The 21,175-nt window shown below is 35.8% G+C and carries 22 protein-coding genes; 14 read left to right on the forward strand and 8 right to left on the reverse strand.

Going from position 1 to position 21,175, the window contains the following annotated elements:
* Positions 1–58: 58 nt before the first annotated feature.
* From EYD45_RS15210 to EYD45_RS15225, 4 genes are all read right to left on the reverse strand, one after another.
* Positions 59–1,168: a glycoside hydrolase family 26 protein gene (locus EYD45_RS15210; protein WP_165453951.1), complete on the reverse strand. Its 1,110-nt coding sequence runs from the start codon at positions 1,166–1,168 to the stop codon at positions 59–61.
* Between the two features lie 157 nt (positions 1,169–1,325).
* Positions 1,326–1,712 (reverse strand): polysaccharide lyase, encoded by a 387-nt coding sequence (locus EYD45_RS15215; protein WP_130965426.1) that lies wholly within the window; start codon positions 1,710–1,712, stop codon positions 1,326–1,328.
* Entirely contained in the window at positions 1,693–2,211 is a 519-nt protein-coding gene (locus EYD45_RS15220; RefSeq protein WP_130965427.1) for a polysaccharide lyase, read from the reverse strand. The genes EYD45_RS15215 and EYD45_RS15220 overlap by 20 nt, the downstream gene beginning before the upstream one ends.
* A 53-nt stretch (positions 2,212–2,264) precedes the next feature.
* Entirely contained in the window at positions 2,265–2,618 is a 354-nt protein-coding gene (locus tag EYD45_RS15225) for a 4Fe-4S dicluster domain-containing protein (RefSeq protein ID WP_130965429.1), read from the reverse strand.
* Positions 2,619–2,686: 68 nt separating this feature from the next.
* On the opposite strand from EYD45_RS15225, the gene EYD45_RS15230 reads away from it, so the two are divergent.
* From EYD45_RS15230 to EYD45_RS15270, 9 genes are all read left to right on the forward strand, one after another.
* Entirely contained in the window at positions 2,687–3,745 is a 1,059-nt protein-coding gene (locus tag EYD45_RS15230; RefSeq protein ID WP_130965430.1) for an acyl-CoA reductase, read from the forward strand.
* A gap of 80 nt (positions 3,746–3,825) precedes the next feature.
* Positions 3,826–4,890, forward strand: coding sequence for a 3-phosphoserine/phosphohydroxythreonine transaminase (serC, locus tag EYD45_RS15235; RefSeq protein WP_130965432.1), 1,065 nt, complete (start codon positions 3,826–3,828; stop codon positions 4,888–4,890).
* Positions 4,891–5,029: 139 nt separating this feature from the next.
* Positions 5,030–5,980, forward strand: a complete 951-nt coding sequence (locus tag EYD45_RS15240; RefSeq protein ID WP_130965434.1) for a D-2-hydroxyacid dehydrogenase — start codon at positions 5,030–5,032, stop codon at positions 5,978–5,980.
* A gap of 117 nt (positions 5,981–6,097) precedes the next feature.
* Positions 6,098–6,733, forward strand: a complete 636-nt coding sequence (locus tag EYD45_RS15245) for a DUF937 domain-containing protein (protein ID WP_130965435.1) — start codon at positions 6,098–6,100, stop codon at positions 6,731–6,733.
* Positions 6,734–6,946: 213 nt separating this feature from the next.
* On the forward strand, positions 6,947–7,390 hold the full coding sequence (locus EYD45_RS15250; protein WP_130965437.1) for a DUF6146 family protein: 444 nt from the start codon (positions 6,947–6,949) through the stop codon (positions 7,388–7,390).
* A 35-nt stretch (positions 7,391–7,425) separates the two neighbouring features.
* Positions 7,426–7,920, forward strand: coding sequence for a DUF6787 family protein (locus EYD45_RS15255; RefSeq protein ID WP_130965439.1), 495 nt, complete (start codon positions 7,426–7,428; stop codon positions 7,918–7,920).
* On the forward strand, positions 7,920–8,252 hold the full coding sequence (locus tag EYD45_RS15260) for a hypothetical protein (RefSeq protein WP_130965441.1): 333 nt from the start codon (positions 7,920–7,922) through the stop codon (positions 8,250–8,252). The genes EYD45_RS15255 and EYD45_RS15260 overlap by 1 nt, the downstream gene beginning before the upstream one ends.
* Positions 8,253–8,282: 30 nt before the next feature.
* The gene (locus EYD45_RS15265; protein WP_130965443.1) at positions 8,283–10,682 is read left to right on the forward strand and encodes a TonB-dependent receptor; all 2,400 of its coding nucleotides are present in this window, start codon (positions 8,283–8,285) and stop codon (positions 10,680–10,682) included.
* A 62-nt stretch (positions 10,683–10,744) separates the two neighbouring features.
* A complete protein-coding gene (locus EYD45_RS15270) occupies positions 10,745–11,323 on the forward strand; it encodes a hypothetical protein (RefSeq protein WP_130965444.1) in 579 nt (192 codons plus the stop codon).
* A 47-nt stretch (positions 11,324–11,370) separates the two neighbouring features.
* Here the strand turns inward: EYD45_RS15270 and EYD45_RS15275 are convergent, their stop codons facing one another.
* Complete coding sequence (locus EYD45_RS15275; protein WP_130965446.1) at positions 11,371–11,649, reverse strand: hypothetical protein; 279 nt, start codon at positions 11,647–11,649, stop codon at positions 11,371–11,373.
* Positions 11,650–11,694: 45 nt separating this feature from the next.
* On the reverse strand, positions 11,695–12,282 hold the full coding sequence (gene folE / locus EYD45_RS15280) for a GTP cyclohydrolase I FolE (RefSeq protein ID WP_130965447.1): 588 nt from the start codon (positions 12,280–12,282) through the stop codon (positions 11,695–11,697).
* 178 nt (positions 12,283–12,460) lie between these two features.
* On the opposite strand from folE, the gene EYD45_RS15285 reads away from it, so the two are divergent.
* Entirely contained in the window at positions 12,461–14,890 is a 2,430-nt protein-coding gene (locus EYD45_RS15285) for a DUF5916 domain-containing protein (protein WP_130965448.1), read from the forward strand.
* A 72-nt stretch (positions 14,891–14,962) separates the two neighbouring features.
* On the forward strand, positions 14,963–15,625 hold the full coding sequence (locus EYD45_RS15290; protein WP_130965449.1) for an ABC transporter ATP-binding protein: 663 nt from the start codon (positions 14,963–14,965) through the stop codon (positions 15,623–15,625).
* Positions 15,626–15,667: 42 nt separating this feature from the next.
* Here EYD45_RS15290 and EYD45_RS15295 read toward each other — a convergent pair whose 3' ends face one another.
* A complete protein-coding gene (locus EYD45_RS15295; RefSeq protein WP_130965451.1) occupies positions 15,668–16,489 on the reverse strand; it encodes a hypothetical protein in 822 nt (273 codons plus the stop codon).
* Positions 16,490–16,649: 160 nt separating this feature from the next.
* On the reverse strand, positions 16,650–17,828 hold the full coding sequence (locus EYD45_RS15300) for an MFS transporter (protein WP_207303320.1): 1,179 nt from the start codon (positions 17,826–17,828) through the stop codon (positions 16,650–16,652).
* 90 nt (positions 17,829–17,918) lie between these two features.
* Here EYD45_RS15300 and EYD45_RS15305 point away from each other — a divergent pair, with 90 nt between their 5' ends.
* The 3 genes from EYD45_RS15305 to rplS all read left to right on the forward strand — a co-directional run bounded on the left by EYD45_RS15305 (position 17,919) and on the right by rplS (position 20,960).
* Positions 17,919–18,683 (forward strand): TIGR02757 family protein, encoded by a 765-nt coding sequence (locus EYD45_RS15305; protein WP_130965483.1) that lies wholly within the window; start codon positions 17,919–17,921, stop codon positions 18,681–18,683.
* A gap of 42 nt (positions 18,684–18,725) precedes the next feature.
* Positions 18,726–20,213, forward strand: coding sequence for a S10 family peptidase (locus tag EYD45_RS15310; protein WP_130965455.1), 1,488 nt, complete (start codon positions 18,726–18,728; stop codon positions 20,211–20,213).
* Positions 20,214–20,609: 396 nt separating this feature from the next.
* Positions 20,610–20,960 (forward strand): 50S ribosomal protein L19, encoded by a 351-nt coding sequence (rplS, locus tag EYD45_RS15315; RefSeq protein WP_130965457.1) that lies wholly within the window; start codon positions 20,610–20,612, stop codon positions 20,958–20,960.
* Positions 20,961–21,175: the final 215 nt, after the last annotated feature.

Raw genomic sequence — 21,175 nt, forward strand, 5'->3', positions numbered from 1 at the left:
TAGTATAAATCTTTTTAAGGTTGAAGATTAGCGTGGTATAAAAAATCTACTAAAACTATCATTCATACCCCAATTGTTCAAAAAGGTCATCGCTCGCTTTTAAATATTTGTCCTTGCCCGTTTCCTTAAACCATGCTTTGGAAACCAATTCATTATTGTACAGGCGTGCATCTTTCCAATGGGAGATGCCTTCAATATTCGTGCTCGTCCAATCTTCGTTAATAAAACACACCGCTTTTATGTTTTTATGGTAAACCAGGGAAAAGAAGTTTACAAACCAATCGTCCCAAACTTTAGGATTGTTTTTATCAACGCCGAAAATAGGGTTAGCCTCAGAAATCATCACTGGCTTTTTATGGGCTTTGGCAAAATCCAAAACGGTAATACCTTCCTTACCGATACCCGCTTCGGCGTAAGCATGACCAAAAATGGAAATGCCTACCCAATCCACATAATCGTCACCCGGGTACCAATCGGATACAGGATAATTCTTGTATGGCATTGAGGCATAGGAATGCCACACGTACGCCACATTATCCACACCTTCGGCGCGTAAAATATCCACAATATGTCTGTATGCCTTAACATAAGCATCTGGCTCCAAAACATTATGCGGACCGTCAAACTCGTACCCAATACGCAAATACACGGGGCGCTTTACTTTTTTTATCCATTTTGCATAGCGTTTGATGACCTTATCGTTGATGCCAAGTATGGTATTTTGGGTAACATTCCACTTCCCTACCATCCACATGGCACTGTGTAATACGGCATTTGGAAATGTATCCACCAGCATTTGATGGTTTTGGCTGGTGCCCGTACTGTTAGTATGCTTTTCTTTAACCCCAGTAAACTCTGTAACAGCCCAGTAAGCTGACCAACCGCCAGGGTTAGGCTGTTTGGGAAACGCTTTTTTATATTCATTAATACGCTCCACCGTTTGCCCCATCACCAACAAGGTTTTACCCGCAGGTGGTACAAATTTACTGTTTTCATAAGGATAAACATAGTTGGAGTCTACACTAGTTTTTATTTTGAAAACCATATCCGCCACCTCTTGGTCATGTTGGTTGGTTTGGTCCTTTTGAGTGTAGGCTGTTGATGTAAGCCCAAGTGTAATTACGATAAAACTAAATGGAAATAGACTTTTATTCACCAACGTATTCATAATCATTAATTTAAAACTGAAGATACAACTTAAATTATTATAAATCTGGGGGTTTTGGTTTAGCTGTAGTAATATTTATAAGTTAATGCTAACTCGTTTGGAGAAATAAGTAAAATCAAACAAGCGTAAGCATTTTTTTAGGGTGCATTGTAAAAAATTAATTCTTACGTGCAACAACATGTAAACCTTCGTAAACTTCAAAATCATCAAACCAAGCGTAAACAGTAGTATAACTACCATTACTGTCTTTTGGTGCAAAATCTGAGGAATTACCACCATGAAAAGTTGAAAAAAGAAAAGTATTAATTTCAGTATCTTTCCCTTCAACTGCTCTTAATTGCAAACCTTTATAAGATGATATTTCCTTTCCATTGGCATAAATTGTCACTTCACCATTTGAGGCAGAAGCTGGCATATTAATTTTAACGTAAAGAGCCATTTGATAATACCTTCCTTTTTTAAAACAAAAGTCTGGTGATGGTTTACCCTCGCCATATTTTCCTTTCAAGTTTTGGTGGTAAATATTAGGAAGTAATAACCCCATCTTTTTTGAAACAAATACGAGCACTCCATCCATCTTTTTGCATTGGTTTACCCCCTGTAATTCTATTTACTGGGGCGAGACCATGCAATTTTCCACCTCTTGGAAATTGAAAATCTTGGTCAAAAGTAACAGCATAATTAAGAGTTGCTTCATGAAATGAATCTGGCAGTCGGATATGATTTACCATGCGTTCACTTCCTTTATCGAAACCAACATAACTAGCTCTAATACCAGTTGACCCGTCTATACCTTTACCCTCTGCAATTTCAACATTTTTAAGATTAACGATAGCCTTATATTCTTTTGAGTTAGTATTATCATCAAAGTTTATCCTTAATATTGGCTTAGAATTTTTGGTAGATAGGTTTGATTGTGAAAAATTAAAACCAAAATATAATAATGCAAAAAGAGTTAAATACTGTTTAAGTTTCATGGTAGTGATGATTTTAAAACGCATGGTTATTTTAAAGGTAGTGAATTCAATTGAAATCTTATCCAAAAAACCCCAAGCTTTCGCTCAGGGTTTCCATATTCTTTACTGTCGTTTATCAATTATCCGTCTGGATGCATAAAGCGTTGTTTTGCCAACAATTCTTCTTCGGTTTCCACAACATCTTCATCTGGTACACAACAGTCCACAGGGCATACCGCCGCACATTGTGGCTCGTCATGAAAGCCTTTACATTCCGTACATTTATCTGGTACAATATAGTATAGTTCGTCACTTACGGGTTCTTGGGCTTCATCAGCATCCACTTCCCTACCGTCAGTAAGCACTACCTTACCTTCCAAACTGGTACCATCTTTATAGCGCCAATCGTCGGCACCTTCATATATAGCGGTATTGGGGCATTCTGGCTCACAAGCACCGCAGTTTATACATTCGTCTGTTATTATAATTGCCATAGCGTTTTTTTCTTTCTAACTTTGCAGTCGCAAAAATAGAGCCAAAACCATTCATAACCAAATTCAGGATGCAATTACAAGAAAGAATTAACGCTTTTGTAAAATTAGGAGATTTTATACGGCAATTTTCTAATACAAACATCCGGAAAGATGAAAAAGTGGAACATAACGCGTTGTTCTTCGACGGTTTTAAACATCAACTAAAATTAGCAGAAGAACATAACGGCTGGTTTACCCTAGAAAACATAACATTCGCCTTAAACTCTTGGGCTGATGCGCTAACGCCCGAAAATCTTTCAAAGTGGGTGCAACCTTATGATTTTTCTAAAGTAACACCAAAAACCGTCGCTATAATTATGGCGGGCAATATCCCGTTGGTAGGATTTCACGATTTTTTGGCGGTACTCATCACGGGGTATCAGGTGCTGGTAAAGCAATCCTCAAACGACAAGCATTTATTACCATTTTTAGCAAAATATTTGGAATATGTAGCACCAAACTTCAAAGGAAACATCCATTTTTCAGAAGAAAATCTTGAAGATTTTGATGCTGTAATCGCCACGGGAAGTAACAATACGGCACGCTATTTTGAATATTATTTTAAGGATAAACCTTCCATCATAAGAAATAATCGAAATTCGGTAGCAGTATTAACAGGAAATGAATCCACCGAAGATTTGCAACAGCTTTCAGAAGATATATTTCGATATTACGGTTTGGGCTGTAGAAATGTTTCCAAGTTATTTGTTCCGAAAGGTTATGACTTCAATCCTTTTTTTGAAGCTATTTACCATTGGCATCCTATCGTAGAAAAGGCAAAATACGCCAACAATTACGATTATAACAAGGCGGTATATTTAATGAGCGAATTTGATATGCTAGAGAACGGATTTTTCATGATAAAGGAAGATGAAAGCTACAGCTCGCCTATCGCTACGGCGTTTTACGAGTATTATGATAGTTTGGATGCACTTCGAACTAAATTAAAAGCTGAATCGCATCAAATTCAATGTATTGTTTCCAAAAATTTTATGGAAAACGAAGTGGCTTTTGGGCACACTCAAAAACCTCAACTTTGGGATTATGCGGATAGTGTAGATTCTGTTGAATTTTTGTTAGCAATTTGATAAAAAAAATATTGAATTCTTAATAAAAATTACTCAATTAATTAGCAACTTTGCATCTTTAAATTTCACTATATAAAAAGATGAAAAAACACAACTTTAGTGCAGGACCAAGTATTTTACCACCAGAAGTATTATTAAAAGCTTCTCAAGGTGTTGTTGACCTTGACGGCAGCGGATTGTCTGTTTTAGAGATTTCCCACCGAAGTAAAGCTTTTGTTGATATTATGGAAAACGCTAGATCATTAGCTCTGGAGCTTTTAGGTTTAGAAGGCAAAGGCTATAAAGCATTATTTTTACAAGGTGGTGCCAGCACTCAATTTTTGATGGTGGCGCTTAACTTATTAGAAAAAAGAGCAGGGTATTTAAACTCTGGTTCTTGGGCAGCTAAAGCAATTAAGGAAGCTAAAATTTACGATGATATTTACGAAGTAGGGTCCTCTAAAGACGCTAATTACAACTATATTCCAAAGGGTTATGAAATTCCTGACGATTACGATTATTTTCACTGTACCTCAAACAATACGATTTACGGTACGCAGATGAAAGCATTTCCTAACTCTCCTATCCCAATGGTGTGTGATATGAGTAGTGATATCTTTTCGCGTTCTTTAGATTTTTCTCAATTCGGGATTATCTATGCTGGTGCTCAAAAAAATATGGGACCTGCTGGTACAACGCTTGTTGTAGTTAAAGAAGATATCTTAGGAAAAGTATCGCGTAAAATTCCATCGATGATGGATTACAAAGTGCATATCGATAAAGGCAGTATGTTTAATACGCCTCCTGTTTTTCCAGTATATACATCGATGTTGACTTTAGAATGGCTAAAGGAACAAGGTGGTATAGCTGCTATTGAAAAGGAAAATGAAAAGAAAGCGAGGTTGATGTATTCTGAAATAGATTTGAATCCGTTATTTAAAGGATTTGCTTCAAAAGAAGACCGTTCTACAATGAATGCTACATTCACTTTAGAAAATGAAAACCTTAAGGAAACTTTTGAGACCATGCTTAAAGACGCTGGTATTAGTGCAGTGAACGGACACAGAAGTGTTGGCGGTTATAGAGCGTCAATGTACAATGCTTTACCAATTGATAGTGTAAAGGTTTTGGTGGAAGTTATGAGTGAATTAGAGAGTAAAGCTTAAAACAGTTTGCAGTGGGCAGTTGCAGTTTGCAGTGCTTACTCAAACATAGTGGTCATTCCTGCGAATTCGGGAATCCACAAAATAAACTAAATGTAAATTATAGATTCCCGCCTTTGCGGGAATGACAAGAAAAATAAAAATGAAAGTATTAGCAAACGACGGTATCTCTCAAAGTGGTATCGATGCATTAGAAAAAGCAGGTTACGAGGTAAGTACAACTACCGTAGCGCAAGAGCAATTGATCAATTACATTAATGAGAACGATATTAGCGTACTTTTAGTAAGAAGTGCGACTACGGTTCGTAAGGATTTAATTGATGCATGTCCAAATCTAAAGATTATTGGTCGTGGTGGTGTTGGTATGGATAATATTGATGTGGAATATGCTCGTGACAAAGGTCTACACGTAATTAATACACCAGCTGCTTCATCACATTCGGTAGCAGAATTGGTGTTTGGTCATTTATATGGTTTAGCACGTTTTCTTCATAACTCCAATAGAGAAATGCCATTAGAAGGTGATAGCAACTTTAAAGGTTTGAAAAAAGCTTACGCTAAAGGTACCGAGCTTAAAGGTAAAACTTTAGGTGTTCTTGGTTTTGGACGTATCGGTCAAGCCACTGCAAAAGTAGCTTTGGGTGCCGGAATGAAAGTGGTTGCTTTTGATCCGTTTTTGGAAAAAGCAAATTTAGAGTTGGACTTTTTCGATGGTCAAAAAGTAAACTTCGATATTGAGACTATTTCCAAAGAAGACGTTTTAAAACAGTCTGACTTTATTACACTTCACGTTCCAGCTCAAAAAGATTATGTAATCGATGAGGCTGAATTCAACATGATGAAAGATGGTGTGATTTTAGCGAATGCAGCGCGTGGCGGTGTGGTTAACGAAGTGGCCTTGGTAAAAGCTATTGAAAGCGGAAAAGTAGCAAGAGCAGCTTTGGATGTTTTTGAAAAAGAACCTAAGCCGGAAATTCAATTATTGATGAATTCGGCATTATCACTAACTCCGCATACTGGTGCTGCGACTAATGAAGCACAAGATAGAATTGGTACGGAACTAGCATCACAAATTATTAGTATTTTGGGATAATCATCCTGAATGTGACCTAATTATAAATTTTGAGTCCTAACTGTAGAAGTTGGGACTTTTTTTGTACATTAAGCTTCCAAATTTTGACTCTTATTAATTAAAAACACATAAAAAAACATGTCTGGAATTTTAGATTTATTAAACAGCGACCTTGGAAAAACTATCATAAGTGGTGTTTCAGGATCAACAGGAACTGATCAAAATAAAACAAGTAGTGTACTTACTATGGCACTACCGGTATTAATGAAAGCGATGGAGCGTAATGCATCCACGCCTCAAGGAGCTGAAGGCCTTATGGGCGCTTTGAGCGGTAAACACGACGGCAGCATTTTAGAAAACCTTGGTGGTTTGTTTGGTGGTGGTGTAGATGAAGAAGTGAAAACTGATGGAGATAAAATTTTAGGTCATGTTTTAGGACAAAGAAGACAAGGTGTTGAGCAAGTTATCGGGCAAAAATCTGGACTAGATGCAGGTTCTGTAGGGAATATTTTAAAAGTTGCCGCACCAATATTAATGGGTGTTTTAGGAAAGCAAGCACGTCAAAACAACGTAAGTTCTCAAAATGATTTAGGAGGTTTACTTGGAGGCTTGTTAGGTGGTAGCTCTGCTAAAAAAGAGCAAAGTTTCCTTGAAGCTATCTTAGATGCTGATGGTGACGGTAGTGTTGTTGATGATGTAGCAGGTATGGTTTTAGGAGGCAGTAAAAAGAAAGGTGGCCTTGGTGGGTTACTTGGAGGTTTGTTCGGAAAATAAATCTATCATAATAATTATATTAAAATGCCAAATCTCACGATTTGGCATTTTTTATTTGCCTTAAATCAAGTACACCATACTGTTACGGAATGATTTTTGTATTTTTAAAGAAGCGTGTTAAGCAGACTAAACGAAAAGGCCTACTCACTCATTCATACTTGATAACAGTAGATGTTAAACCTACTTTTGAGGTATAAATAAAAATATAAAATCATGAAAAACACGATTTACGTCCTACTGTTGGTGGTAATCTCATTCCTTTTTAACTGCAATACGTCAAAAAACCCTGCATCAAAAAAAGATGAAAAACAAATTGCGACCACCCAAAACGATACCGTAAGAATAGCAAACGAAGAACTGGAATATGAAATTATCATTATAGACCCAGGTTTTAATTTTTGGTTAGCATCCAATGCGAGACCAAGAGGTTTCTTTTCACAACAATATATGGAGAATAGAAACATTATTTATGTTATTGAATGGAATCAGCGCGTTTTACAGCCACAACGTTTTAATCCAAATCTATACGAACTTCAAATTGATTATCAACAAAATATCGATTACGGTTACGAGGTAAATTATATGTTGTACAACTATTTTATCTACTTTCAATTAAAATACAATCAAAGATTAGGACCGTTTGTTCCTCGAATTTAATTTGGTTTTCATAATTTTGCGCTTAAATTGCAAATGTGAAGAAATTAAAAGAGCGCTGGGAAATTCATAAAAACTGGCAACTTATTTTTCCCTTTTTGGGAATAGTAGGTTTAGGCTACTCAGCTTATCGCTTATCTTCTCTATTCTTACAAGATTATCACATTGCTTTAAATATAGCATTAGCAATTGGCATTTTCTTTTTATTGTTGAAATTAGTTCTATTTATTTTTAAGAAGCTTGAAAAGAAATGGGACTTTACATACCGTTGGGAGCTGATAAGCATTTTCATAGTATTTGCCCTTACAGGATCTTCTTCCGTTTTTGTCGGGAAGCCCATCATTAAATTTATGGGTATAACCAAAGAAAACCTCCCTTCTTTTGCATACTGGGTGTTATACATATTGATTGGCTTTATTTTCTATCAAATTCTTTTGGTTGCAATAGGATGGCTTTTTGGTCAATATAAATTCTTTTGGAATTTTGAGAAGAAAATGTTGAGCAGACTTGGTTTAAAACGATTTGTTGAATAGTGCATAAGCTTAAGCAACATATCGCCTTTAGAATTTTTTCCATTATTTTGGCAGCTGCACTTCTTGTACCTGCAGCACTAAAATTTGCTCATGTTTTTGAGCATCATAAGCACATTGTTTGTAAGGGAGATAACTCTACACACATCCACCAAGTTGATTTAGAGTGTGAATTTTATAAGTTTCAATTAAACCATCACTTTTTATTACCTATTGAAAACGATAGTTGGTTAGACGGTTCTTACCAATATCGAGTTTCTTCATTAACATACAAATTCCTTTATAATCATCGGCAATTATCTTTTTCTTTAAGAGGTCCGCCAGTTTTAGTTTAAAGTTCCAATTTTAAACTAAAACACAATTAGATGAAACATTTCTTATGGATTGTGGTGCTTAGTATATTTAGCTTAGCCCACTCTCAAAACTGTACATACACTTTTATAGGTGAAATAGTGGATTTCCATGATGGTACGCCTATGTCTGGAGCAACTGTATTTAACGAAAACAATAGTAGTTATACAGCCGCAGACATCAATGGTAAATTTTCTATTAAAAATCTATGTAACGGCAAATTAGTGCTGGTGATATCCCACATTGGATGTGAAACCAAACGCATAATAGTAGACATCGTTGGTGACTCCTATAAAAAAATAGTAATGGAGCACCACGCTGAAGAGCTAGAAGAGGTTGCTGTAACATCCAAAGGAATTACAAAAACCACGGTAACAGCTCAGGAAAGTGTTATTAAATCTGAAACTTTAGCACAGTATTCAAGCCTAAGTTTGGGTGATGCTTTAAAAGAAGTCTCTGGTGTGTCGTCAATAAATACAGGAAGCACTATTGTAAAACCCATTATAAATGGTTTGCATAGTAGCAGAGTTTTAATACTTAATAATGGGGTGCGCTTGCAGGACCAGGAATGGGGCATTGAACATGCACCAAATATTGACATTAATAGTGCAAACCAAATTTCTGTAATTAAGGGATCTGGCACATTGGCTTACGGTGGTGACGCCATTGGCGGGGTTGTTGTTATTAAACCTACCAGAAGTATTCGTAAAGACACGCTTTACGGACGCACAATTCTTGGTGCACAAACCAACGGAAGAGGGTATAATATAACGTCAACCCTTAATAAGAATTATAAGTCAGGATGGTTTGCACAAGCTCAGGCCTCTTTTAGAAAGAATGGCGATTTTAAAGCCCCAGAATATTATTTAACTAATACGGGCAGTGATAGCAAAGGGTTTTCAACCCGATTTGGCAAACACACATTCCAATCTGGTTTTAACGTGTATTACAGTTATCTAAATAACGAAATAGGCATTCTTGGAGCATCGCACATAGGAAGTATTTTCGACTTGCGACGCGCCATAAACTCAGGAGAACCCAGTCTTGTTGAAGCATTTAGCTATGATATTAACCCACCTAAACAGGACGTTACACATCATTTAGCGAAACTAGGTTACTACAAACGGTTTCAAAATTTTGGTAAGGTGAGTTTGCAGTACGATTATCAAAATAATAGACGTTTGGAGTTTGACGTGAGAATTGGAGATAGAAGGAATATTCCTGCTGTTGATTTAGAGTTGCAAACCCATACCGTTTTAGTGGATTTAAATTTAGATTCCAATCTTAAACGAAAGTGGAATTTTGGAATGATGGGGCGATATCAAGATAACTTTGCAAATCCTGACACAGGTGTAAGGCGTCTAATTCCCGACTATAACAAATATGATTTTGGCATATACACAACAACCGAGTGGAAACTGCAAGACAATTTGGTTGTTGATGCCGGTTTACGTTATGATTTCAATAGAATAGATGCTAAGAAGTTTTACCGAAAATCAAGATGGGAAGAACGAGGTTATGATGCAGAATTTTCTAATCTTATAATTGATGAAACACCCACGCAGTTTTTAACAAATCCTGTTTTTAATTATCACAATGTTTCAGCTTCCATTGGCTCAAAATTCTTTTTAAATGATAAGAGTTATGTCATCGGCAATTATGCCTTGGCTAGCAGGCCTCCAAATGCTTCAGAATTATTTAGTGATGGTTTACACCATTCTGCAGCAAGATTCGAATTGGGAGACATTAGATTCAACAAAGAAGTATCTAATAGAATTTCTGGTTCTTTTGTGCACGACACTCCTAGATTTAATCTGGAAGCAGAGGTATTTTATAATACCATCAATGACTTTATGTATATAAGACCTGTTGATGATATACTTACCAATAGAGGCCCATTTCCTATATGGGAATACCAACAAACCGATGCTGAATTATATGGTTTTAATTTAAGTACTGCTTATAATTTTACATCTAGTTGGCAATGGCAAAATAAAACAGCATTTGTAAAAGGGTACGACCGTGTTGAGAGTTTACCATTGATAAACATGCCTCCCTTTAACACTTTTAATCAAATAACCTACAGTAATGAGGCTTGGAACCAGTTTTCAGTGAGCTTAAAATCTGAGTGGTTTTTTGAACAGAACGAATGGCCCAATTTTAATTATGTAGTACAAAATCAACTGACGGACGAGGAACTGGAAATAAAAATCAGTAATCCCCCACCTGCATATCACTTATTGCATTTTTATAGTGAAGCTACCTTTAGTTTTAGTGAAAAAACAAGTTTAAATGTCGCCTTAGGTATTAACAACTTATTGGATACATCTTATAGAAATTATCTTAACCAATTACGCTTTTTTGCCGATGATTTAGGGCGTAATATAACATTACAATTACGATTCAATTATTAAAAAATAAATACAATACATTAAATTTTAAAAAAATGAAAATCAAATATTTAAATTCAAATCTCATGAAATCTACTAAATGTTTACTTGCAGCATTATTTTGCTTAACACTAGTTACATCTTGTGACAATGATGATGACACGCCAGCACCAGTTCTTGAAGAAGAAATAATTACGAATGTTACATTGACGTTTGTGAATGATGCAAATGCATCAGACGTTGTTGTTATGAGTAATGTAGCTCCTGATGGGCAGGATGGTGCTTCTACCAGCCAAGTAACTGGAGCTTTTACAACTGGTGCAACGTATTCTTTAAGCCTTTCCTTAGTGAATGCGGAAGACCCTAATGCCCCTGAAGATGTATTGAATGAAGACATTATACAGGAAGCAGACGAACACTTTTTTGCGTATGCCGTGAGCGGAATTAATTTAACTATGACAAGGGACGCAAACGACGTTGCTGGTCCTGACGGAAGTAAATTAGGCGTTAATACTACTTGGGTTGCTGGTACCGCAAGTACGGGTGATGTTCAAATTAGATTAATTCATGAACCAACAACTGTTGACGATTCCAATGAGTTTGGATCTGTAAGCGGTGGTTCAGAAGATATTAATATCACTTTTGAAGATGTAGAAATTCAATAAACATCAATTAAACACTATAAAAAAAGCACTCATATGAGTGCTTTTTTTTATACCTCTATTATGGTTTCTTTGCTTTTAAACACATAGCTGTACAGCCACATCAAAGTAAATGTTGGTATCACATCCAGCCCTGGCATTGCTTCTTCGATAAAAGCAACTGCAGCGGCTATTTTACCTGTTTTGCCTTTGTATAATTTGGTCATTAAATAGGCAGCAACAGGTGCCCAGACCACATCAGTAAACTCTCCAATACCTGGAATTAAAAAAGAAATATATCCCATGGCATCAAAAAGGATACTTAATGCTAATTTTCTGTATTTATTCATTCAATAATTAATTTAACAAATTGAAAGCAAGAAACATACCAAAATTTATTTCCCTATTAGTTTCAAAAACTCATTCCGAGTTTCAATAGTTTCAAACTGACCTCTAAAACCTGAAGTAGTTGTGATAGAGTTTTGTTTTTGCACCCCTCTCATCATCATGCACATGTGCGACGCTTCAATAACCACCGCTACGCCCTGTGGTTTCAAAGTGTCATTTATACAATCTAAAATTTGCTCTGTTAAGCGTTCTTGTACTTGCAAACGTCTTGCAAAAACATCCACGATTCTTGGAAGTTTACTCAACCCGACAATATGTCCGTTAGGAATGTAAGCAATATGCACCTTTCCAAAAAATGGTAAAATATGGTGCTCGCAAAGTGAATACAGCTCTATGTCCTTAACAATCACCATTTCGTTATAGGACTCTTTAAACATGGCCCCAGTTAAAATTTCAACAGGATCCTGATCGTAGCCCTGTGTTAAAAATTGCATTGCTTTTGCGGCACGCTCTGGTGTTTTCAAAAGACCATCCCGCTTTACATTCTCACCTAAACCTTCAATGATAGCTGCATATCGTTCCTTAATATCTTCAGTGATTTTAACATTGTACTCCTCTAAATTTTTATATGGCATAGTAATTTATATTCTTAGATTATAAAGTTAGCTAAATTTCACTTACAGTTTGTAAATACTTTGAAGTGCTTTTTAACTTTTTGTTAGGACTAAAACATATTTAGTGAGGTTATTTTTGCAAAACAAACAATGATAACTACAAATTGTTTGTTACAAATAGGCAGGCAAAAATTTTAGAATGAAGCACATCATCATCTTATCAATCCTCTTCTGTTTTTTTTCAAGTATCCCTGCACAAAATAAAAAAATATATCAAATAACTAGGACAGAAACTCCACCAATTATTGATGGTAAGTTAGATGATGCAGTTTGGCAAAAGGCCGAAATAGCAACTGGATTTGTTGAATATAGGCCCGATATTGGGAATATACCACCCAAAAATGAACGAACCGAAGTAAAAATGAGCTATGATAATAAAGCCATTTACGTTGCTGCTTATCTCTATGACGACCCAAATCTTATCATGCGCCAGTTTAATGTAAGAGACAACTTTGGACAAGCTGATTTTTTCGAATTGGTTTTAAACCCAAATAATGACGGAATCAATGACGTAAAATTTTTGGTGTTTAGCTCAGGAAATCAAGCTGATGCCTTAACCAGTTCTGGAGATAATGATTTTAGCTGGAATGCCGTTTGGGATAGTGCTGTAAAACTTAAAGACGATGGTTGGGTAGTAGAAATGAAAATACCTTATAGAACACTGCGTTTTTCCAATAAAAATATACAAACCTGGGGGTTACAATTTCAGAGGCAATATAGAAGGCGTCGTGCACAGTACGCTTGGAATCCTATTGACGTTACCGTTGGTAATTCCAGTCAATATCATGGAGAGCTTCGTGGCTTAAAAGGTATTCAACCTCCAACAAGACTTATTTTTTATCCCTTTACAACAGGTTTGCTAAACACTATCGATGGTAATACGGATACTAATTTTACAGTTGGTTTGGATGTTAAGTATGGAATTACTGAAAACTTTACGCTTGATGCTACATTGATTCCTGATTTTAGTCAAGCAGGTTTTGATAATTTAGAGCTAAATCTAGGCCCATTTGAACTCACCTTTTCAGAGCAGCGTCAATTCTTTACAGAGGGTGTCGACCTATTTAATAAAGGGAATTTGTTTTTCTCAAGAAGGGTTGGAAGTGCGCCATCCGGTAACGCATCTTTAAATGAAAATGAAATTGTGGTGAACGACCCAAATACCGTTAAAGTGTTGAATGCCGTAAAAGTATCAGGCAGGACAAAAAAAGGTTTGGGCATAGGAGTTTTTAATGCCTTTACAGAACGGACAACAGCAAGTTTAAGAGACACCATCAGCGGAGAAACTAGGGATGAAGTAGTAGAACCATTCTCTAATTATAATATTGTGGTTGTTGACAAACAGTTTAATCAAAATTCTTCTGTGAGTTTTATTAATACTAATGTTTCAAGGTCTGGTAGATTTAGAGATGCCAATGTTACGGGATTACTGGCAGATATTACCAACAAACGAAATACGTACAACGTTGAAGGTCAGTTAAAAATGAGTCATCTAACGAATTCAGATGGATCGACCACCACAGGATATAGCACCTATGCCAGTGTTGAAAAGACGCATGGTAATTTTAGATATGGTGTAGAACACGAGTATACAGATACAAATTATGACATTAATGATATTGGATTATTACTTAGAAATAATTTCAATAACATTAATATTGATGTTTCGTATAGAATATTTGAACCAACCAAGCGCTTGAACAATTATCGTATAAACTCTTGGTTAAACTTAAGGAGATTGGCTAGCCCAAGTGTCTACACAGGAGGTAATACTGGTATACGATATAGAGCTACAACAAAAAGCCTTCATGGTTTTGGAGGTTTGGTGAACTTTAATTTTGGAAAACAATTTGATTACTTCGAACCTCGACAAGAAAACAAGTTTTTTATATTCGAAAACCGTTTGTATGCTGAGGCCTTTATTTCATCAAACTATAATAATGTTTTTGCCATTGATGCAGAAATACGAGGTAGACGGTTTTTTGAAACTGGTAGGGATTCTAGGGATTTTGGTTTTAGCATAGAACCAAGGGTTAGATTTACAGATAAGTTCTTGGTCACCTATTCTTTTGAAAGAGATAAACGAAAAAACGATAGAGGTTATGCCACTAAATTTAATGATGAAAGCATTTTTGGTGAAAGAGATAGAACCACAATAACCAATCGCATAACCGGTCGTTATAATTTTAATCCGCTTAATGCCTTGTCATTAACGTTTCGCCATTATTGGTCCAATGTAAAATATGACGAACCCTTATTCACATTACTCGATAACGGCAGACTTACACAAGAAAGGGGTATTATAATTTCAGATTTAGATAACGACCCTAATATTAATTTCAGTACATGGAACCTTGATTTAAACTACTCTTGGCAATTTGCTCCTGGTAGTTTTTTAACTGCACTTTACAGAAATCAACTATTCAATGCGAATGATGCTTCAGAGCTAGGATTTTCAGACACCTTAAACAATCTTTTTGAACAACCCATACAGCACACATTTTCTCTACGGATACAATATTTTATTGATTATAATTACCTAAAGAAGGTAGCTAAACAAGTAATTTAAATCATAACGATTAACTATTAATTGCGCAAGATGTCTTAAAACATTAAATTTCGGTTTTCTTAGAAGCCAAATATGATTAAAGCAAAAAACATACATAAATATTATGACGACCTACATGTCTTAAAGGGCGTAAATATTGAAGTAAAAACTGGTGAAATAGTTTCCATTGTTGGCGCGTCAGGTGCAGGAAAAACCACGTTGCTTCAAATTTTGGGTACTTTAGACAGAGCTTCTAAAACTGAAGATTTTAATCTAAAAATAAATGACACCGAGGTAAAGGCCTTGAACGATAAGGCTCTTGCGAAATTTAGAAATGAACATATTGGTTTTATTTTTCAATTCCATCAACTTTTACCTGAATTTACTGCTCTAGAAAATGTATGCCTACCAGCATTTATTAAAGGCACAAAAAAAAATGATGCTGAAAAACGTGCCAAAGAACTCCTTGATTTTTTAGGTTTATCACATCGTTATGATCATAAACCTAATGAGTTATCTGGAGGCGAACAACAACGTGTGGCAGTAGCAAGGGCATTAGTTAACAACCCTGATTTAATATTCGCCGATGAACCTTCCGGCAACTTAGATAGCGAATCTGCCGAAAATCTTCACAACCTCTTTTTTAAATTGCGTGAGGAATTCGGACAAACATTTGTGATTGTAACCCACAATGAAGAACTAGCAGATATGGCTGACAGAAAACTGGTTATGGTGGATGGAAAAATTATTAACTGAGACTCATAGACCCTCAGGCTTTAATCTTTATAAAACTCTTTTTTAGTTAAAAGATTTTGTTACACCCAATATAGTATATGTCTTGTTGTTATAATTAATTTCAATATCGGAAAGGTCCCCTATTTCAAGGTCAATAATTCCAGATTTAATATCTCTAGGTAATAGGTCAAAATGTAATGGTTGATCAAAAACTAATAAATAAGCAACTCCATTAGAACCTACACCATATTGAAATGAATCTAGCAGATATTCATCATCCCAGATATCCATTGGGGTATCAGCACCAGCGATCCATGTTCTAATTCCATCTTCATCGAAAGCAATACTTATACCGTCTTGAGTACTAATAACGCCATTCTCAACTTTAACACCAAATTCTAAATTGCCATCTGCATTTTCACCAAAATTCTCAATGATCTGTGTGCCTTCAACCTTGAAAATTTCATCGTAGAAATTGATAAACGTGGAGGTGTGCACACTTCCAGGTTGATTGTACCATCCTGTAGATACTATGGAGATAACGCCACTTCGGGTAATACCGTCTCTACACAACGTTCCAGATCCATAATTAATAGTTATTGTTTTTGGAAAGGTTTCTAAATCAAAAGGCTCTATAGTAAGTATAGGGTCTGTTTTACCATTACGTACTTTATTAGTTAACGCTATTTCAGCATTTAGTATGGCATCACCGCTATTGTTGACCGCATCTTGAAAAATTTGATTAGCCAATGTATACTCATTAAGTATTTCTGAATAGAAAGCAATAACCTCCTCAATGTCTGGAGTATCCTCTTCTCGAGGCGCTTCACTTCGTTGACATGCCACTAACAACATGGCAAATATAACAGTAGTAATTTTTTTCATAATCTTTGGGTTTTCACTATATAATAACGTGTTTTAGTATGCTTTAATTGTAACAATACAACTTAACTTTCAAGTCTTGGGGTAAAATTACAAATTAAAACCGATTACTAAACCTCATTTAGACAATACCATACTGGATTAAAACAACTTAGCAATATTGTTACGGCCTGTTAGAAGGGTAATAGAGACCAAATAAGCCCAACATTGGACCAATTGCCAGAATAACAAAAAGATATCTTATATCCATTACTGCTATTAAGCTATTTAAGAGTTGAATACTTAGAATAGTAATTGCAAAACCAATTGAGTTTACGATGGTTAGGGCTGTACCCTTAACTTCTGGTTCAGCATGCTGTGCGACCAATGTTGAAAACAATGGGGAGTCGGCAATTATGGCCATTCCCCAAACTAGCAAAAAAACAAACCCCAATTGATGTATTACAAGAATAAAGAATAAAGGCGATAAAATACAGCAAGCACAAGACACCGCTAGTGCAATAGTCGCCAACTTTTTAGTTGCATATTTTTGGGATAGATATCCAGTAAGTATGCAACCCATGGCACCAATAACTATGACGGTAAAACTAACAAGTGAACTATCGAAATTTATTAGTTTATGATGTAGCAAATAAGCATTCACCACCATAGGCAAAAAAGCCCAAAATGCATAAAGTTCCCACATATGACCAAAATACCCGAAGGCCGCGGCTCTGAATTTCGGTTGCTTAAATACTTTATAAACTATGGTAAAATCAAATTTTAACGCTGGTTTTCTGTAAGGGCCGTTTCTTACGAAACTCAAAATAAATAAACCGCCTAAAGTCGCCAATCCGGAAGTGATGTAAATTACAAAGCGCCATGATGGAAGACTTCCAATACTTTTAAGCAAATGAGGCAAAGAAGTACCGATAACCAATGCACCCACTAGAAATCCAAGAGATTTTCCTAAGTTTTCTTTGAAATAATCCGCAGCTATTTTCATACCTACTGGATAAATTCCTGCCAAAAAGAAACCCGTAAAAAACCTAAACAGTACCAAAGAACTAAGGGTATTAAATTCAAAGACAATTAAAACATTAAACGTAGCACTTAAAATAGCACTCAAAAAAAACACTTTTGATGGCGAAAATCTATCAGTAATAGTATATAAAGCAAAAACCAAAGTACCTATGATAAAACCCAATTGTACCGCGGAAGTGAGATATCCTAGAGCATAATTATTTAGATTGAAATTATCTGTAATAGCACTCATCACGCCATTTCCTGCAAACCAAAGGGAGGTACAACAAAACTGTGCAAACACAATAATTGGTAAAACGTAGTTTTTAATTGGCTTCAATATATTGATGGTTATTAAAAAGCTTGGTCTACTTTTTATTAAGCTAATTACAAGTATTTTTGCACAACTACGAAAACAAATATGAAAAAACTGCGAAAAGCCGAATTAAAAGAGTTTCTTGACGCAAAGGTTATACAATATAATAACCCAAAGTTTATTGATAGTGACCCTATTCAAATTCCACACCAATTCTCAAAAAAAGAAGATATTGAAATTAGTGGCTTCTTAACGGCCACCATTGCTTGGGGTAATCGCAAAAGTATTATCAATAATGCTAAACGTTTAATGGGCTTGTTAGACAATGCACCTTATGATTTTGTATTGAACCACCAAGAAACCAATTTAGAAAAATTACAACCTTTTGTACACAGAACCTTTAATGGCGATGATACTATCCAATTTATTAAGTCGCTGCAACATATTTATAAAAACCACGGCGGATTGGAAATCCTCTTTGCACAACATGCCGAAAAAGACGCTTTGCAAAATGCTATATCTAAATTTAAAACTACTTTTTTTGAACTTGACCATTTGCAACGTACCGAAAAACATGTAAGCGACCCTCTAAAAAACTCCGCAGCAAAACGTATCAATATGTTTTTACGTTGGATGGTGAGACAAGATAATGCAGGCGTAGATTTTGGGATTTGGAAGCACCTCTCTCCTAGTCAGTTGTCATGTCCGCTAGATGTGCATTCAGGAAATGTAGCTAGAAAATTAGGACTACTTAAACGAAAACAAAACGATGCTAAAGCACTTTTAGAGTTAGATACAAATTTACGAAAACTAGACCCCCAAGACCCTGTAAAGTATGATTTTGCATTATTTGGCTTAGGCGTTTTCGAAGGTTTTTAACATTTGTTTTCTGTATCTTTAAGCAAAAAATAAGAACACTTTATGAAAAAACTAACCTTATTATACTTCGCTTTTTCTACACTATTTGCTATTGCCCAGAACCGAAAAATTCCAGTGGATACGATTGTGACCACAAATCACTCCGTAAACATCAAAGGGCAACAAATCTCTTATACGGCAAGAACTGGTACTCAACCCGTTTGGAATAAAAAAGGAGAACCTACAGCCACCTTATTTTACACGTATTATCAACGCAATAATATCAAAAACAGAGCGGAGAGACCTTTAGTGATTTCATTTAACGGAGGTCCTGGTTCTGCATCAGTTTGGATGCATATTGCCTACACAGGGCCGAAAGTTTTGAAAATTGATGATGAAGGTTACCCTATTCAGCCCTATGGGGTTAAGGACAACCCGAACTCTATTTTGGATGTCGCAGATATTGTATATGTAAATCCCGTAAATACTGGCTATTCCAGAATGATTGAAGATAAAGAAGGAAAGTTACCTGAACATAAGATGTTTTTTGGCATTAATGCGGATATAAAGTATTTAGCAGAATGGATTAACACGTTTGTAACCAGAAATAACAGATGGGAATCGCCAAAGTACATTATTGGTGAGAGTTATGGTGGCACTCGCGTTATGGGGCTTGCTAAGGAGCTACAGGAAAACCAATGGATGTATCTAAATGGTGTGATTTTGGTAAGTCCGGCAGATTATAAATTGTACAATACCAATCAACCTGTGTATTCTGCATTGAATCTCCCCTATTTTACCGCCGCTGCATGGTACCAAAAAGCATTACCTATTGCGCTACAACAAAAAGATTTATTAGAGATTTTGCCTGAGGCTGAAGATTTTGCAATAAATACACTCATGCCAACCTTAGCAAAAGGTGGATTTGTATCAGAATCTGAAAAACAGAATGTTGCCGAAAAAATGGCATACTACTCTGGATTGAGTAAAACATCCATTTTACAAAACAATCTAGATGTACCAACACGTTTTTTTTGGAAAGATTTATTACGTGAAAAGACCGGACAAATTATTGGGCGCTTAGATTCGAGATACTTAGGTATCGATAAAAAAGAAGCTGGCGACAGTCCTGATTATAATCCAGAATTAACCTCTTGGTTACACTCATTTACACCTGCCATAAATTACTATTTAAGGGAGCACTTGAACTTTAAAACCGATGTAAAATACAGTATGTTTGGTGATGTACACCCTTGGGACAGACGTAACGATAATGTGCGCGAAGGGTTACGACAAGCCATGGCGCAAAATCCATATTTAAAGGTATTGATACAATCTGGCTATTACGATGGCGCCACAACCTATTTTGGAGCAAAATACACCATGTGGCAAGTGGACCCGAGCGGAAAACTAAAAGACCGCTTTACTTTTAAAGGGTATAGAAGCGGACATATGATGTATTTACGCAATGAAGATTTGATAAATGCAAATGATGATTTACGTGAGTTTATAAAAGGAAGTTTGGCTAATGGAAAGGCTGCTAAATATTAATAATTCGGAATTACGCTTTCACTTGACTTTGTAAAAACTTCTTTTACTTTCGTTTATCGGCGGATAATAAAGAACTTGTACCGAGCTTGTCGAAGTATTAAAGAACGGAGAATATCCGTGACTACGGTAAACGAACCTTCTCAAAAAATCATATACTTTCTACCAAGAACCCAAGCCAGCAAACACACCCGTGTTAGGGATTGAACGGCATGTTTGAAATCTCCGACGCAGGAGGGATTGAGTAGTGAAAGCTCGACCCGCAGGGGAACACCCAAAAAAATAAATGTAAAGATTGTGCATTATTAAATTATAGCTATATTTGCAGCCAATTTCGGGTTAACCTCTGGCGAAAATCGTGAATGTTGTTTCGAATCAACTATTTTTAATTAAAAGGAAATGGAATCTTTAGTAAAATTTGTTCAAGACGAATTTGTAACAAAAAAAGACTTGCCAGAATTTAGTGCTGGTGATACAATAACAGTTTACTACGAAATTAAGGAGGGTAACAAAACGAGAACCCAGTTTTTTAGAGGTGTAGTAATACAAAGAAGAGGCTCTGGGGCTTCTGAGACGTTTACCATTAGAAAAATGTCTGGTTCTATAGGTGTAGAACGTATTTTCCCAGTAAACTTACCTGCATTGCAGAAAATTGAAGTTAACAAAAGAGGTAAGGTACGTCGCGCACGTATTTACTACTTTAGAGGACTTACCGGTAAGAAAGCAAGAATTAAGGAACGTAAGCGCTAGTAGACATTCTAGATACAATATTGATAAAGCCTTGGTATTTACCAAGGCTTTTTTTATTAACAAAAGTTAATAACTATAGTTTATAACCAGTTGATATATAATTTGTTATAAAACTTGGCACATAGAACGTTTTGTTGTATCTTAGTAGAAAGAAATGAGTTAAGATATTTTGTGTTTTAGCTAATTCTGTTAAAGTAACGTTATTTACATATTAT

Source organism: Hyunsoonleella flava (assembly GCF_004310325.1).
In the GTDB taxonomy this organism is placed as follows: Bacteria; Bacteroidota; Bacteroidia; order Flavobacteriales; family Flavobacteriaceae; genus Jejuia; species Jejuia flava.